We start from the raw sequence: 15,650 nt of genomic DNA, 5'->3' as shown, positions 1-15,650 counted from the left end.
GAGTGAAGCGATTCATGCAGCAAGAAATCATCCAAGTAACAGGCGTAAAACCTGTCATTGACCCAGCACAAGAAGTAAACGAGCGGGTAGCCTTCTTGAAGGCGTATCTCAAGCATACAGGAGCAAAAGGATTCGTATTAGGCATCTCTGGCGGACAAGATTCTTCGCTCGCCGGTCGTCTGTGCCAACTGGCTGTTGAAGAGTTGCGAAAAGAAGAGGGGAAAGATGTCGCGTTTTATGCGGTCCGCTTGCCTTACGGGGAACAACAAGATGAAGCAGACGCACAGACAGCCTTGACGTTCATTCAACCGGATCATTCGCTTCGTGTGAACATTAAACCAGCAGTCGAAGCATCGATGCAGGCGTTCAAAGAAGCGACAGGTGCAGAACTTTCCGACTTTAGTAAAGGAAATACGAAAGCGCGGGAGCGAATGAAAAGCCAATATGATTTAGCCGCTCATTATGGCTGTTTAGTCGTTGGGACGGATCATGCAGCTGAATTCGTGACGGGATTCTACACGAAACACGGTGATGGTGCATGTGATTTGACGCCATTGACAGGACTGAATAAACGGCAAGGGAAACAACTCTTACGTTACTTGAACGCACCAGAAGTCTTGATTGAAAAAGTTCCGACAGCAGACCTTGAGGAAAATCGTCCGGCACTACCAGACGAAGTGGCACTTGGTATGACATATGAAGAAATCGATGACTACTTGGAAGGAAAGACGATTTCAGAAGCAAGTCAAGAAAAGTTAGAGACGCAGTATAAACGTGTTGGACACAAGCATCATATGCCGGTCTCACCACTCGATGAATGGTGGAAAGCCTAATCCAAAATAAGGAGACGTGATTTCAATCGTGAAATCACGTCTTTTTTCATGTTCTTCGATTCTTCTTCAATTGTTATGGGAAAAGAAGAGAAACGATGATTGAGGAGGCGAGAGTATGACGATTGGGATTATAGGTGGAGGGTTATCCGGCTTGACGGCAGCTGCATTATTCGCAAAACAAGGAACACCGGTCACGCTTTGGGATGCGGGATTACTTGGAGGACGTGCCACCTCTCAAACCGTAAAAGGATTTACGTTTAATTACGGTGCTCATGCGATTTATGGACGCGATCAATCGATTCTTCGCAAACTAACGAAACAGCTCGGTATCGAAGTGACGTGGCTGGATTTCTCAGCGAGTCGTGCGAAATATGAGTTTTCAGGTCATTTGACGGCAGTTCCTGCGAATGCCTGGGGATTATTGAAAACAGAAGTCATCGAAGGAACGAACAAAGTACGTTTCACATGGGAAATCATTAAAACGATTTTACGAGTCGAACGAGGGGATCCGCAACAATCGATCGGGCAATGGTTAAAGACAGAACGAGTCGATGAACAAGTGGCACAGTTGATGCTTGATTTGGCATCAACGAACTTTTTTACGGCAGAACCCGAAAAAATTCCGTCAGACGTCTATTTCGAGTACTATCAAAAACTTTTTCGGACGCGCAAGCCTGTCTCATACATCGAAGGTGGATGGCAAGGGTTAGTACAGGAGTTGGAACGGATCATCCTAGAGAACCACGGAGAAATCCTGAAAAAAACAAAAATAACAGCAGTCGAATCGACTACGACAGGATTCTTAGTACGTGATCGAAAGAAACAAGAATGGAACGTCGAACGGATCATCTTTGCCGTACCACCGCGTGAAATCTTAAAAATGGCGACCCCCACTGCCATTCAGCGATTTGTTACACCATATGCAAGTCATGAACCGGTAGAAGTATTCGTATATGATCTTGGACTTCATCCGTATATCCAAACACCGTATTCATACATCTACGACCGTTCGCATCGAGCGTTCATTACGGATTTATCGCATTATGATGCAAGTCTCGCACCGAAGGATGGTCAAGTCCTTCAAGCAATCGCCTACCTTGAACACGATCGACTTGAGGATCCTGATTATATTGGACATGTCCGAACAGGAATCGAACAGATGCTTGACGTTCATTTTGCAGATTGGCGACAACGTATCGTCGCAGAACGAACGATCAAACGAGCAGTCGTACAAGAAATCAAATGGAAAATGGGGCAAGCGCCGCTTGCGACTCATATTCCGGATCATGCAGGTGTCGCTTTCGTCGGGGACTGGTGTGAAGGTACGGGACAACTCTCGGAGCTTGCGTTCTCAAGTGCCGTGAGCGTCTTCAATCGCTGGACGTGATGTCAAACGGGGGCTGACTCAAAAAAAGAATGACGCGTCTTTTCACGCCCTTTCCTCAGGCGAGACACAAGCCAGCTTTCCTACTTCGTTGAAGCAGGAAAGCTGGTCTTGTTCGTCTCTGACAGCGCATAAATACGCTTGTTCCTGTAGGAGTGGCGTGTGACGCGTCATTCTTTTTGTTACGAGATAAGGATGGCAGATCATCATTCTGCCATCCTTATCTTTGTAGAGACTGACTTTTGAGTCAGCCCATCTTATGCTTCATTGTTCGAACGTGCTGGATAGAACGCTAGAATCAAGAGTAAAGTGAAGGCAATGAGACTCATCATCGGGATCGTCAAGAAACCAAAATAGTTGACCCACTTGACGAGACAGCCGCTTGTACATAACGCTTCGCCATCGGGTAAGCGCTCAAGGATGACGTGGTACAAGGCGACACCAAAGCCGGCAAGCACATACAGGCGGACGAAGAGTGGATCAATCGTTTTCGAACGGAATAGCGAGATGAGCAAATAAAAGGCAGTCGTATACATGAATAGTCGTTGCCACCAACAGAGAGGGCAGGGGATGAATCCACGAATTTCACTGAAATAGAGACTGCCAAGCGTTGCAATCGTTGAGATGATGAACATAAAATGATAGCGTGTCATATGTATCGTCCTTTCTAACGTGTTAAACTAATGCCATCTTATATCATGAGGAGTCGAATCTCACATTGCAAGTGTCGGAAATGGAAATGTTGATCACTTTATCGGAAGAATTGAATATGAGGCGCGCTGCTGAACGATTATTCGTCTCGCAACCTGCACTTAGTCAACGTCTCGTTGCGATTGAAAGACGCTGGGGAACAAAGTTATTCATTCGTTCATCGCGTGGGTTAAGCATCACACCACAGGGAGAAAAAGTAATCGGTCTCGCAAAAGAGATGAATCGGAAGGAACTTGAGTTAAAAAGTGAATTGACGGCAGAAGAGGGTGCTGTTTATGGAACGCTTCGAATTGCCGTTGCTTCCATCATGGGGCAATACTGGCTCCCGCGTGTCTTGAAACGATTCGTAGAGCGTTATCCGCATGTCCGTGTTCAGCTTGTCACGGGATGGTCCAGTGAGATGATGCGTCATATGTTAGAGGAACATTTTCATATCGGAATCATTCGTGGAAACCCGGACTGGAAAGGTGTCAAAGAACGTCTTTTCTCGGATCCGCTCTATTTAGTCGATAGTGAGTTGACGTCAATCGAACAGTTACGCTTGACGGATCGACCATTCATCCAGTTCAAGAGTGATTCAACGTACTATCAAGAAATTTTAGAATGGTGGCAAGATCGGTTCGCAAGTCCGCCATCTCGGACGCTGGTCGTCGATCAAATCGAGACATGTAAGCAGATGGCTCTACATGGAATTGGATTTGCGATTTTACCCGAATCGACGATCCAACAATCAAATGAAGTCATGCAGCTTCCGTTAAAAACATCATCTGGAAAGATATTAAAGCGAGATACATGGATTTTGTCTACGGAATCGATGCTTGAACTAAAACAAGTTCAAGCATTTTGGGATATCGTAAAAGAAGAAGGAGGAAGTCAGTCAGATGGAATACGCCATTGAAATGCGGCGCGCGCTTCATAAAATACCAGAACCAGGGTTCAAGGAATTTAAGACGCAAGCTTTTATATTGGAACAAATTCGTGCTTATCCACCAGATCGTGTCACGTATGACACGTTTGAAACGGGTGTTTTCGTTCGAGTGAAAGGATTGACTGGAAATCGGACGATTGGATACCGGGCAGACATTGATGGGTTACCAATCGAAGAAGCGACAGGTCTTCCATTTTGTTCGGAACATCCAGGCTTCATGCATGCCTGTGGTCACGATATGCACACGTCGATTGCGTTGGGATTGATGAAACGAATCATTGAATTGCCGGTCATGGATGATGTCGTCTTTTTATTCCAACCAGCGGAAGAAGGTCCGGGCGGGGCAGAACCGATGATTAAAAGTCCGTTGTTTGAAAAATATCGTCCAAGTGAGATGTATGGTCTTCACGTCGCACCGGAGTATCCAGTCGGTACGATTGCAAGCCGTCCAGGCGTCTTGTTCGCGAGTGCTCGAGAAGTCCATATCACGATCTATGGTCAAAGTGGTCACGCGGCATTTCCTCATTTGACGATTGATACGGTCGTTGCGCAAGCAGCCTTGATCATGCAATTGCAAACAATCGTCAGCCGATCCATCAATCCGATGAACTGTAGCGTCATCACGATCGGAAAGGTCGATGCCGGGATTCGAGAAAACGTCATCGCCGGTAGAGCTGTTCTTGACGGTACGATGCGCGCACTCAACGGGGAAGACATGGAAAAACTGGAACGACGTGTTCGTGACATCATCCGGGGAATCGAAGCTTCCTTTGGCGTCAAGATTGATCTACAATTCGGAAATCGTTATTACGAGGTCGTCAATGACCGACACATCGTTGATAAATTTTCATCATTCGTTAAGATGAATGCGAACTATATTGAATGTGATGCAGCAATGACAGGAGAAGACTTCGGATTCATGTTGAAGGAAATTCCAGGGATGATGTTTTGGCTCGGAGTCGACAATCCGACATCTGGACTTCACCAACCAACCTTGAATCCGGATGAATCCGCGATTCCATTTGTGATTGATTTACTCGATCATTATTTCCGAGAATATGTTTAAAAAGTTTTATGAAATAATGAAGGACATTAAGCTTTCCCTTTCGAAATCAAGAATGGGAGAGCTTTTTATATATGTAAGAATAGGAGTTTTCGAACATTTTGTGAAAAAAATCACGTGCACATGTGAACAATTTGTTACATCAAACATTATAAACAGACATAAAGGGTTATGTTCTCTATGATACGGTTATAGACCATATAGAGAAGTATGTTTTAGGAAGAGGGGGCTATATACATGTTCAATGATCCCGTATTGCTCAGTCGATTGTTGACAGGGCTCACATTAGCGTTTCATATTATATTCGCGACGATTGGCGTCGGGGTACCACTCATGGTACTCGCTGCTGAATTCATCGGTCTGAAACGCAAAGATCCGGATTATATTTTATTAGCAAGACGGTGGACGCGTGGATACGTCGTTACCGTCGCAGTCGGTGTCGTGACAGGGACGGCCATCGGATTGCAATTATCACTACTTTGGCCGTCACTCATGCAAGTGGCTGGTCAAACGATCGCATTACCACTGTTCATGGAAACATTCGCATTCTTCTTTGAAGCGATTTTCCTCGGTATTTACCTGTATACATGGGATCGATTCAAAAACCCATGGTTACACTGGTTGATCGGGATTCCAGTCGTCATCGGTGCGACAGCATCAGCATTCTTCATTACGACGGTCAACTCCTTCATGAACTCACCAGAAGGATTTAAGATCGTCAATGGAACGCTAACGCAAATTGAACCATTAAAAGCAATGTTCAATACAGCAACACCTACAAAAGCAACACACGTCATCGTATCGGCTTATTTGACAGTCGCCTTCATCTTGGCGGCAATCGCGGCGTTCCACTTACTCCGCAAAAAAACACTCTCAGCAGCGGAAACAGCGTATCACAAAAAAGCACTTCGCTTAACGGTTATGGCTGGATTGATTTTTGCCTTCTCGACGGCACTTGTCGGGGACTTCTCAGGGAAATACTTGGCGAAATATCAGCCAGAGAAACTCGCGGCTGCTGAATGGCATTTTGAAACGACAAGTGAAGCAGAATTGATCTTTGGTGGGATACTTGATCAGCAAGAAGACGGCAGTTATGAAATCAAGGGAGCCGTCAAAATCCCATATGCACTCTCGATCCTTGCGGGTGGAGCTCCAGATACAGAAGTCATTGGTCTAAATGAGTTCGCAAAAGAAGATCAAGCACCGCTGATCGTTCACTATTTCTTCGATATCATGGTTTCGATTGGTATGTATTTGGCTGCCATCTCTGCCTTGTTCATCTTGGCATTCCGTTTGAAAAAATTAAATCCTTATAACAAATGGATTTTAAGAGGTGTCTTCATCGGTGGACCTCTGGCGATGATTTCCATTGAAGCAGGTTGGATGTATGCTGAAATTGGTCGCCAACCTTGGACACTTTACGGCATCATGCGGACAGCAGATGCGGCGACGACATCAACTGCCGTCGGTCCGATGTTGATTCTATTCAGTGCCTTGTACTTGATGCTCGGTACGATTTGTACAGTCGTATTATTACGGATGTTCAAGAAAAACCCGGTTGGAAAAGAACTTCAAGAACTTGCTGAAAACCACCACGCGCGTGGGGAAGCTATGTTCGTGGATGATAATAAGTAAGGAGGGAACGATTTGGACGTTCAAACACTAGGAATTACGGTCCTTTGGACTTTCCTGTACGGATATCTCATCGTTGCCTCAATTGACTTCGGTGCTGGATTTTACGCCTTTTATTCAAAATATACGAAGCGGGATCATTTAACGAATCGATTGATTCTTCGTTATCTCTCACCAGTGTGGGAGGTAACGAACGTCTTCTTCGTATTCTTCTTCGTCGGACTAGTCGGGTTCTTCCCGGATACCGCTTATTATTTCGGTACGGCACTGCTTGTGCCAGCCTCGATCGTTCTCGTATTGATTGCGATTCGTGGTAGCTTCTATGCATTTGCCAATTATGGATCAAACGACAGCATGTTCTATACGTTCTTATATGGAGCAACTGGTCTATTGATTCCGGCGGCGATGTCAACGACTTTGACGATCAGTCAAGGTGGATTCATTCGTAAAACGAATGAAACAGTCGAGTTTTTAGGAACAAAATTATTTACGAACTTTTACTCTTGGTCGGTCGTCGCACTCGCTATCGTATCCGTCCTCTATATCAGTGCGATGTTCCTCTTGTTCTACGCAGATAAAGCGAAGGATGAAGGAGCTACGCCATTGATTCGTAAATGGGCACTCTTCTGGAGTGGTCCAACGATTCTTGTCTGTGCACTCGTCTTCTTTGGATTGAAAAATCAAGCGGCATGGCACTATGAGAACATCTTAAACGGGAACTGGTGGTGGTTCGCTGCTAGTTTCATCTTCTTCCTTGTTGCGGTGACACTCGTCTACATGAAGAAGAATTACGGAATTGCTTTCGTCGCGGTCATGCTACAGTATGGAGTGGCATGGTTCGGTTACGGTTATACGCACTTACCATATATCTTGTATCCATATATCGATATCAACAAAGCGGTCGTTAACGAAACAATGGCTTCCGCACTCGTCGTTGTCTTCATCTTCGGACTCTTACTCTTGATTCCGGCGTTGTACTTGATTTTACGACTCTTCTTGTTCGATAACGATTATGTACGTGGGAAATCCTCAAAATAATGGATGAATAAACGCCTCTGCGAATCGCAGGGGCGTTTATAGTAATTTTAAAATGAATCGGGTACACTACTAAGGAAGAGCGATTGTGAAGGAGAGTTGTGAAAATGAATGGAGAGTTTGCAGTAATTGGACTAGGGCGCTTTGGTGGCTCGATTGTCCGCGAATTATCGAAAAATGGCTACGATGTCTTAGCGATTGACTCCGACGAGGAGCGCGTCAATGAATTCATGGGAATTGCGACGCATTCCGTCATCGCGGACACAACGGATGAGAATGTCTTAAAAAGTCTAGGAATCCGAAACTTCGATCATGTCATCGTTGCCATCGGGGAAAATATTCAAGCATCCATCTTGACGACATTGATCTTAAAAGAGCTCGGGGTACAATCGATCACCGTTAAAGCGACGAACGATTACCACGAAAAGGTATTACGAAAAATCGGAGCAGACTTCATCGTTCACCCCGAACGGGATATGGGAGTCCGGATTGCAAATGGTTTAATGAGTTCAAATATTCTTGACTATCTCGACTTATCTCAAGAATTTTCGATTGTTGAAATTAAAGTCAGTGACCGGATGGCAAAACAAACATTGATCGACCTTGATCTACGAAGCAAATACGGAGCGAACGTCGTCGCCATTAAACGTGGAGAAAACGTTCTGATTTCTCTACAAGCTGATGAAATGATTGAAAAAGGGGACTATCTCGTCGTCATTGGTGAAAATGAGGATCTCGACCGTCTAGAGCGTGCGATTCATAAAGTGAAGAACTAAAAAAGCTGAGGCGCGCCTCAGCTTTACATTTACTTAATTAAATGAGTTGGAATTCTTTTAATCCGTGTGCGATACCGTCCTCAAGGATTGGTTTCGTGACATAGTCAGCGGCAGCTTTCGTTTCTGGAAGCCCGTTGCCCATTGCAATACCCGTTCCAACGTAGCGGAGCATCTCTAAATCGTTTAAAGCATCACCGAATGCAAAGGTATCTTCGCGGCGAATATTCGTCAATTTCAGGAATTGTTTGATCCCTTCTGCTTTCGAGGAACCGACATTGATGACATCCATTGCGTGTGGGTGCCAACGAATGAAATCGAATGCGTCATACCGTTTAACATAATCCGCTTCTTCTTCGGCCGTACAGTAGACGAGCGTTTGGAAAACATCATGCGATAAGAAAGCTTCTTCATCGTGAATCGGTAATGGCATGTCGAGTTCGCCGAGCGAATCTACTACATGCGTGTCATTTGATTTCGTCGTGAAGCCTTTTGTTTCGCCAAGATAAACGAGTGTATGCCCGTTTTCTTTCGCTTGTTGCGTTAAATGCGTTAAATCCGTCTTAGGTTGTGGACGTTTGTAGATGATTTCATTTTGATGAACGACGATTTGCCCGTTATAGCCGATAATCGTATCGATGTTGAGTAGTTCACGGATTCCAGACAACATCGCAGGTCCGCGTCCAGTTGCAAGGGCTACATAGACACCATTTTCTTGAAGCTTACGAATTGCCTGTTTTGTTGATTCCGGAACAAAATGACCATCATGCAATAAGGTTCCGTCGATATCGAAAAAGACGACTTTCTGATTTGCCATGGTTTCACCTTCTCTTTTTAATTGGTCGAAATGACCTGTTCATGTGAAAGTATAGCATAACCAAAAGCGTGTTGCCGGAAGGGAACATGCCGAATAAGGATGAAAAATAGTCCATGTATCGTGTATACTGTACTAAGGACAAAAAACAATGTACTGATAAGGAGTTGCTAGGCATGATTTTTAAAGTATTTTACCAACCGCTTCGTTCGGAAGCACCTGTTCGTGAACGGACAGAAACAATGTATGTAGAAGGGGAAAGCATTCGTGACGTGCGATCAACGATTGACCACCTCAAAGATATCAACATCGAGTTCATCCGCGAAGTCAGCGGAGAATTTTTGACATACGAACAACAACATCCTGATTTCAAGGTTGCGACGTTCGAATGAAGTTCGTCAAAAACCATCAGGCCGCCGTTTTCGCACTCGGTGGACTCGGGGAAATCGGGAAGAACACGTATGTCGTTCAATTCCAAGATGAGATCATCGTCATTGACGCGGGTGTCATGTTCCCAGAAGATGAATTACTTGGAATCGACTATGTCATTCCAGATTACACGTACTTGATCAAGAATAAGGATAAGGTCAAAGGCGTCTTCATCACACACGGTCATGAAGATCACATTGGTGGTCTGCCTTTCTTGCTTAAACAAGTGAACTTACCGATTTACGCTGGGAAGATTGCGATGGGTCTCATCAAGGTGAAGTTAGAAGAGCATGGTTTGCTTCGCAACGCGGAACTGCATGAGATCGATGAAGATTCGGTCATCAAGTTCCGGAAGACAAGCATCTCGTTCTTCCGTACGACACACTCGATTCCGAATTCGTTCGGTGTCGTCGTCAAAACACCACAAGGGAACATCGTGCATACAGGGGACTTCAAGTTCGATTTCACGCCAGTCGGAGAGCCGGCTGATTTAGCGAAAATGGCTGAACTCGGTAAAGAAGGCGTATTGTGTCTTCTATCGGACTCAACGAACGCAGAAGTGGAAGGGTTTACGATGAGTGAACGTGTCGTTGGGGAAACGATCTCAGACATCTTCCGTAAAGCGGAAGGACGGATCATCTTCGCGACGTTTGCGTCGAACATCTATCGTCTGCAACAAGTCGTCAATGCTTCTGTAGAAGCAGGACGGAAAATCGTCGTCTTCGGACGTAGCATGGACAAGGTCATGATGATTGGTCAAGAACTTGATTTCATCAAAGCGCCGAAGGGTACGATCATCGAGCCGAACGAGATGAAACGTTATAAATCAAATGAGTTGACGATCCTTTGTACGGGTTCACAAGGAGAACCGATGGCTGCACTTAGCCGTATCGCAAACGGAACACACCGTCAAATCTCGATCATTCCGGATGATCTCGTCATCTTCTCTTCGTCACCAATCCCAGGAAACGTCGTTTCTGTCGGAAAGACGATCAATCAGCTATATAAAGCTGGCGCAGATGTCATGTACGGTAAACTAAATGATATCCATACATCAGGTCACGGTAGTCAACAAGAGCAGTTGCTCATGTTACGTCTATTGAATCCGAAATATTTCATGCCGATTCACGGGGAATACCGGATGCTGAAGAAGCATATGTCGCTTGCGATGGATGCTGGCGTACCGGAAGAGAACTGCTTCGTCATGGATAACGGTGAAGTACTGGCATTAGATGCGAATGCAGCCGCTATCACTGGAAAGATTCAAGCGAATGCGGTTTATGTCGATGGAAAAGGAATCGGAGACATCGGAAACATCGTCTTACGCGATCGCCGTATTCTCTCAGAAGAGGGACTCGTCGTCGTCGTCGTGACGCTTGACTCGAAGACGAATCGTCTCGTCTCTGGACCGGACATCATTTCGCGTGGTTTCGTCTACATGCGTGAGTCGGGTAATTTGATTAAAGATGCTGAACGTCTTCTCAAGCGTTCACTTGATCAATCGCTCGCGAACCGTAATACGAAATGGACGGACATCAAACAAGTCATCAATGATACGCTCACACCGTATTTAACAGAAAAAACACAACGTCATCCAATGGTCATGCCGATCATCATGGAAGTCTGATTCAAAAAATCCTCGTCTCCGAAAACGGAAACGAGGATTTTTGTATTACGTGGCAGGACCGTATTCCTTGAACGGTTCTTTTTTATCAATCCGATCATAGAACATGACGCCATCTAGATGGTCGTATTCATGCTGGCAGACGATTGCTTTCATCCCTTTTAAACGTAATTTTACAGGATTTCCGTTATGATCGATGCCAGTTAGGGTAATACGCATATAGCGCGGTACATGTCCTTCGACTTCACGATCGACGGACAGACATCCTTCGCCGCCCGTTAAATAGGTCTGCTCGACGGAATGACTGATGATTTTTGGATTATAGATACCAAATTCCAGCAAATCATCACCATCCGGTAAGCGGATCGCGAACATGCGCTTGTTGACACCGATTTGTGGTGCTGCAAGTCCAATGCCGCTTCGTAAATCGTATTTCTTCGCAATTTCATCATCTTGACTGTTGGCGAGGAACTCGCGCATGAGTCGCATCGTTTCCTTATCCTCATCGCTGAGAGGGAAGGTCACTTCTACTGACCGTTCGTGAAGAGCAGGAACGTCTTCGCGTACGATTTCATTCATGGTGATCATGAACAACACTCCTTTCGTCTACAAAAAGTATAGCATAGGAAAGTGGGGAATGATGACAACTAACACAGTAGGAAAATATCGAATGATACAGAAGATGGAATATTCTAGTTTTGTGATTGAATTCACAATGTGAAACGCGAAAAAAATAAAACATTTCCTTTGATTTTAAGGTGTTACAGATTTATACTTGTAACGTAATGAACAAGACACTATAACGTGTCGATTCATGATAATACAGTTTACTCAACTGAATAGGTACACAGACACATGTTCAAGGATAGTCACACGGGACTTCGTTTTTTGGACACTATTGTCATGTGGGCAAATCAGTCAGAGGAATATTTCGCTGAACGCAGTGAAGGATGAGGTGAAAAGATGAACGTAAACATGTTTAAAAACGTGGAAGAAAACTTTGAAACGTTCCGCATTCTTGACGAGAAAGGTGAAGTCGTCAATAAAGACGCTATGCCAGACCTCTCGGATGAAGAGCTTACGGAATTAATGCGCCGTCTCGTATACACACGTATCTGGGACCAACGTGCAATCTCACTTAACCGTCAAGGACGCCTTGGTTTCTATGCTCCAGTAGCTGGACAAGAAGCGTCAATGATTGGTACGCAATTCGCTTTGGATAAAGATGACTGGATTCTTCCTGGATACCGTGATATTCCACAAATGGTCTTCCATGGCTTCCCACTTTACAAAGCATTCTTGTTCTCACGCGGTCACATCACAGGTGGTAAGATCCCTGAAGGTGTTAACGTCTTAATGCCACAAATCATCATCGGTGCGCAGATCGTTCAAGCGGCTGGTGTTGCTCTCGGTCTTAAGAAAAGCGGTAAAGAACAAGTCGCAATCACTTACACAGGTGATGGTGGTTCTTCACAAGGTGACTTCTATGAAGGTATGAACTTCGCTGGAGCTTTCAAAGCACCTGCAATCTTCGTCGTTCAAAACAACCGTTTCGCAATCTCGACACCTGTCGAAAAACAATCTATGGCGAAAACAATCGCTCAAAAAGCTGTCGCTGCTGGTATCAATGGTATCCAAGTCGACGGTATGGACGTTCTTGCTGTATACGCAGCTACGAAACAAGCGCGTGTTGAAGCACTCAACGGTGTTCCGACATTGATCGAAACATTGACTTACCGTTATGGACCACACACACTCGCTGGTGATGATCCAACACGTTACCGTACAAAAGACATGGATGATGAGTATCAAGCACAAGATCCACTCATCCGTTTCCGTGCTTTCATGGAAGCAAAAGGTCTTTGGAATGAAGATAAAGAGAACGAAGTCATCGAGCAAGCTAAAGCTGACGTTAAGGAAGCACTTGCACAAGCTGACAAAGAACCAAAACAAAAAGTTACAGATTTCATCAACGTGATGGCTGAGAAGCTTCCACAAAACCTGCAAGAGCAGCTTGATGAGTATACAGCAAAGGAGTCGAAATAACCCATGGCACAAATGACGATGATCCAAGCGATCACTGACGCAATGCGCGTCGAGATGAAACGCGACGAACAAGTTCTCTTGTTCGGTGAAGACGTCGGTAAAAACGGTGGGGTATTCCGTGCGACAGAAGGTCTTCAAGATGAGCTCGGCGAAGACCGCGTCTTCGATACACCACTTGCGGAATCAGGTATTGGTGGTCTTGCTGTCGGATTCAGTCTGACAGGATTCCGTCCAATCATGGAAATCCAATTCTTCGGATTCGTATTCGAAGTATTCGATTCAGTCGCAGCACAACTTGCGCGTCTCCGTTACCGTTCAGGCGGCACATACAATGCACCTGTTACAATCCGTTCACCATTCGGTGGCGGTGTTAAAACACCGGAACTTCACGCAGATAACCTCGAAGGACTCATGGCTCAGTCACCAGGACTTAAAGTTGTCATTCCTTCAACACCTTACGATGCTAAAGGTCTTTTGATCGCGTCAATCCGCGACAACGACCCAGTCGTATTCCTCGAGCACATGAAACTCTACCGTTCATTCCGCGGTGAAGTGCCAGAGGGCGATTACACGATCGAACTCGGAAAAGCTGATGTTAAACGTGAAGGTACAGACGTAACAATCGTCACTTACGGTGCGATGGTACACGCTTCACTTAAAGCAGCTGAAGAGCTCGAAAAAGAAAACATCAGCGTCGAAATCATCGACTTGATGACAATCAGCCCAATCGACATCGATACGATTCTTGCTTCTGTCAAGAAAACAAACCGTGTCGTCGTCGTTCAAGAAGCACAAAAACAAGCGGGTATCGCTGCAATGGTTGCAACTGAAATCCAAGAACGTGCAATCCTTGACCTCGAAGCGCCGATTCTTCGTGTTGCTGCTCCAGATACAATCTTCCCATTCGCACAAGGTGAAGACGTCTGGATCCCAGATCACAAAGATATCGTTGAGAAAGTCAAAACTGTCTACAATTTCTAAGAGCATTTCGGAAAATAAGGAGAGGGGTTCATTCTCTCCTTGCTTCCGTTTTTACAGATAACAATCGACTAGAAGAGTGAACTAAAAGGAGGCATATTCAAATGGGTTTATTTGAATTCAAATTGCCGGATATCGGTGAGGGTATTCATGAAGGTGAAATCGTAAAGTGGTTCGTAAAAGCGGGCGACACTGTCAAGGAAGACGACGTTCTTCTTGAAGTACAAAACGATAAAGCAGTCGTTGAAATCCCATCACCAGTTGATGGTACTGTTAAAGAAGTAAAAGTTGACGAAGGTGTCGTAGCTGTCGTTGGCGACGTCCTCATCACTTTCGAAGTCGAAGGCGAAGGTTCTGCTCCTTCTGAAGAAGCAGAGCAACCAAAAGCTGAAGACAACGCAAAAGACGTTCAAGATACGGATCAAAAAGTGGAAGACAAACCAAACGAGGTTCAAATCCATAAATCAGAACGCGTCATCGCGATGCCATCTGTCCGTAAATATGCACGTGAAAAAGGTGTCGACATCCGTGAAGTCCAGGGTTCTGGAGACAACGGTCGTGTCGTCAAAGAAGACATCGATGCATTCGCAAACGGTGGTCAAACTTCTGAAGCACCAGCAACAGAAGAAAAAGCACCAGCTGCAGCTGCTTCTGCACCAAAAACAGAAGTTAAGCCATACGTTGCTGCTCAACCTGAACTTGAAACACGCGAGAAAATCAAAGGAATCCGTAAAGCGATTTCGAAAGCAATGGTTAACTCGAAACATACAGCTCCACACGTAACACTCATGGACGAAGTCGATGTTACGAACCTCGTAGCACTCCGTAAAAACTTCAAAGAAGTTGCGGCTGCTCAAGGTACGAAATTGACTTACCTTCCGTTCGTCGTAAAAGCATTGACTGCTGCTGCTAAAAAATACCCAGCAATCAACGCATCAATCGACGATGTAAACGAAGAAATCGTCTACAAAAACTACTTCAACATCGGTATCGCTGCAGATACAGACAACGGTCTTGTCGTACCAGTCGTTAAAGATGCAGATCGTAAATCGATCTTCTCACTCGCTGACGACATCAACGACCTTGCTGGTAAAGCACGCGAAGGTAAACTTTCTGGCGAAGAGATGAAAGGCGGATCAATCACGATCACTAACATCGGTTCTGCTGGCGGTCAGTGGTTCACACCAGTCATCAACCACCCAGAAGTTGCAATCCTCGGTATCGGCCGTATCGCTGAAAAAGCAGTCGTTAAAAACGGCGAAATCGTTGCTGCACCAGTTCTTGCACTTTCATTCAGCTTCGACCACCGTCTCATCGATGGTGCAACTGCACAAAACGCGCTTAACTTAGTTAAACGCCTATTGAACGACCCACAACTTCTCATCATGGAGGGATAAGCA

At 45.2% G+C, this 15,650-nt stretch carries 15 protein-coding genes; 12 read left to right on the top strand and 3 right to left on the bottom strand.

The genetic code is table 11. The features are described 5' to 3' along the window. Positions 1-14 precede the first annotated feature (14 nt). Entirely contained in the window at positions 15-833 is an 819-nt protein-coding gene (nadE, locus tag AC3B4V_RS05910; RefSeq protein ID WP_215083893.1) for an NAD(+) synthase, read from the top strand. A 115-nt stretch (positions 834-948) separates the two neighbouring features. Beyond that, positions 949-2,220: an FAD-dependent oxidoreductase gene (locus AC3B4V_RS05905; RefSeq protein WP_326187600.1), complete on the top strand. Its 1,272-nt coding sequence runs from the start codon at positions 949-951 to the stop codon at positions 2,218-2,220. 254 nt (positions 2,221-2,474) lie between these two features. Here AC3B4V_RS05905 and AC3B4V_RS05900 read toward each other — a convergent pair whose 3' ends face one another. Beyond that, on the bottom strand, positions 2,475-2,870 hold the full coding sequence (locus tag AC3B4V_RS05900; protein ID WP_064299595.1) for a disulfide bond formation protein B: 396 nt from the start codon (positions 2,868-2,870) through the stop codon (positions 2,475-2,477). 65 nt (positions 2,871-2,935) lie between these two features. Here AC3B4V_RS05900 and ccpC point away from each other — a divergent pair, with 65 nt between their 5' ends. The 5 genes from ccpC to AC3B4V_RS05875 all read left to right on the top strand — a co-directional run bounded on the left by ccpC (position 2,936) and on the right by AC3B4V_RS05875 (position 8,362). Then, entirely contained in the window at positions 2,936-3,826 is an 891-nt protein-coding gene (gene ccpC, locus AC3B4V_RS05895; RefSeq protein WP_290778232.1) for a transcriptional regulator CcpC, read from the top strand. After that, the gene (locus tag AC3B4V_RS05890; RefSeq protein ID WP_023468860.1) at positions 3,810-4,922 is read left to right on the top strand and encodes an N-acetyldiaminopimelate deacetylase; all 1,113 of its coding nucleotides are present in this window, start codon (positions 3,810-3,812) and stop codon (positions 4,920-4,922) included. Before ccpC ends, AC3B4V_RS05890 begins: the two co-directional genes overlap by 17 nt. Positions 4,923-5,156: 234 nt before the next feature. After that, complete coding sequence (locus tag AC3B4V_RS05885) at positions 5,157-6,554, top strand: cytochrome ubiquinol oxidase subunit I (RefSeq protein ID WP_023468859.1); 1,398 nt, start codon at positions 5,157-5,159, stop codon at positions 6,552-6,554. A gap of 12 nt (positions 6,555-6,566) precedes the next feature. Then, positions 6,567-7,589 carry a cytochrome d ubiquinol oxidase subunit II gene (locus tag AC3B4V_RS05880; protein ID WP_023468858.1) on the top strand — a complete coding sequence of 341 codons (1,023 nt, stop codon included), beginning with the start codon at positions 6,567-6,569 and terminating at the stop codon, positions 7,587-7,589. 104 nt (positions 7,590-7,693) lie between these two features. Continuing rightward, positions 7,694-8,362 (top strand): potassium channel family protein, encoded by a 669-nt coding sequence (locus tag AC3B4V_RS05875; protein WP_023468857.1) that lies wholly within the window; start codon positions 7,694-7,696, stop codon positions 8,360-8,362. Positions 8,363-8,399: 37 nt separating this feature from the next. Here AC3B4V_RS05875 and AC3B4V_RS05870 read toward each other — a convergent pair whose 3' ends face one another. After that, positions 8,400-9,176: a Cof-type HAD-IIB family hydrolase gene (locus AC3B4V_RS05870; protein WP_064299596.1), complete on the bottom strand. Its 777-nt coding sequence runs from the start codon at positions 9,174-9,176 to the stop codon at positions 8,400-8,402. A gap of 173 nt (positions 9,177-9,349) precedes the next feature. Here AC3B4V_RS05870 and AC3B4V_RS05865 point away from each other — a divergent pair, with 173 nt between their 5' ends. Both AC3B4V_RS05865 and rnjA read left to right on the top strand, forming a co-directional pair. Then, positions 9,350-9,565: a DNA-dependent RNA polymerase subunit epsilon gene (locus tag AC3B4V_RS05865; RefSeq protein ID WP_023468855.1), complete on the top strand. Its 216-nt coding sequence runs from the start codon at positions 9,350-9,352 to the stop codon at positions 9,563-9,565. After that, the gene (rnjA, locus tag AC3B4V_RS05860) at positions 9,562-11,229 is read left to right on the top strand and encodes a ribonuclease J1 (RefSeq protein ID WP_035396693.1); all 1,668 of its coding nucleotides are present in this window, start codon (positions 9,562-9,564) and stop codon (positions 11,227-11,229) included. Before AC3B4V_RS05865 ends, rnjA begins: the two co-directional genes overlap by 4 nt. 45 nt (positions 11,230-11,274) lie before the next feature. On the opposite strand, the gene def is transcribed toward rnjA, so the two are convergent. Then, positions 11,275-11,814 (bottom strand): peptide deformylase, encoded by a 540-nt coding sequence (def, locus tag AC3B4V_RS05855; RefSeq protein WP_023468853.1) that lies wholly within the window; start codon positions 11,812-11,814, stop codon positions 11,275-11,277. 375 nt (positions 11,815-12,189) lie between these two features. On the opposite strand from def, the gene pdhA reads away from it, so the two are divergent. The 3 genes from pdhA to AC3B4V_RS05840 all read left to right on the top strand — a co-directional run bounded on the left by pdhA (position 12,190) and on the right by AC3B4V_RS05840 (position 15,647). After that, on the top strand, positions 12,190-13,272 hold the full coding sequence (pdhA, locus tag AC3B4V_RS05850) for a pyruvate dehydrogenase (acetyl-transferring) E1 component subunit alpha (protein ID WP_064299597.1): 1,083 nt from the start codon (positions 12,190-12,192) through the stop codon (positions 13,270-13,272). Positions 13,273-13,275: 3 nt separating this feature from the next. Beyond that, entirely contained in the window at positions 13,276-14,253 is a 978-nt protein-coding gene (locus AC3B4V_RS05845; RefSeq protein ID WP_035406692.1) for an alpha-ketoacid dehydrogenase subunit beta, read from the top strand. A gap of 101 nt (positions 14,254-14,354) precedes the next feature. After that, the gene (locus AC3B4V_RS05840) at positions 14,355-15,647 is read left to right on the top strand and encodes a dihydrolipoamide acetyltransferase family protein (RefSeq protein WP_023468850.1); all 1,293 of its coding nucleotides are present in this window, start codon (positions 14,355-14,357) and stop codon (positions 15,645-15,647) included. Positions 15,648-15,650: the final 3 nt, after the last annotated feature.

This window comes from Exiguobacterium sp. E17S, from assembly GCF_057772545.1.
Note: the sequence above shows the minus strand (reverse complement) of the source record. Positions and strands in the feature narration are given on the sequence as shown.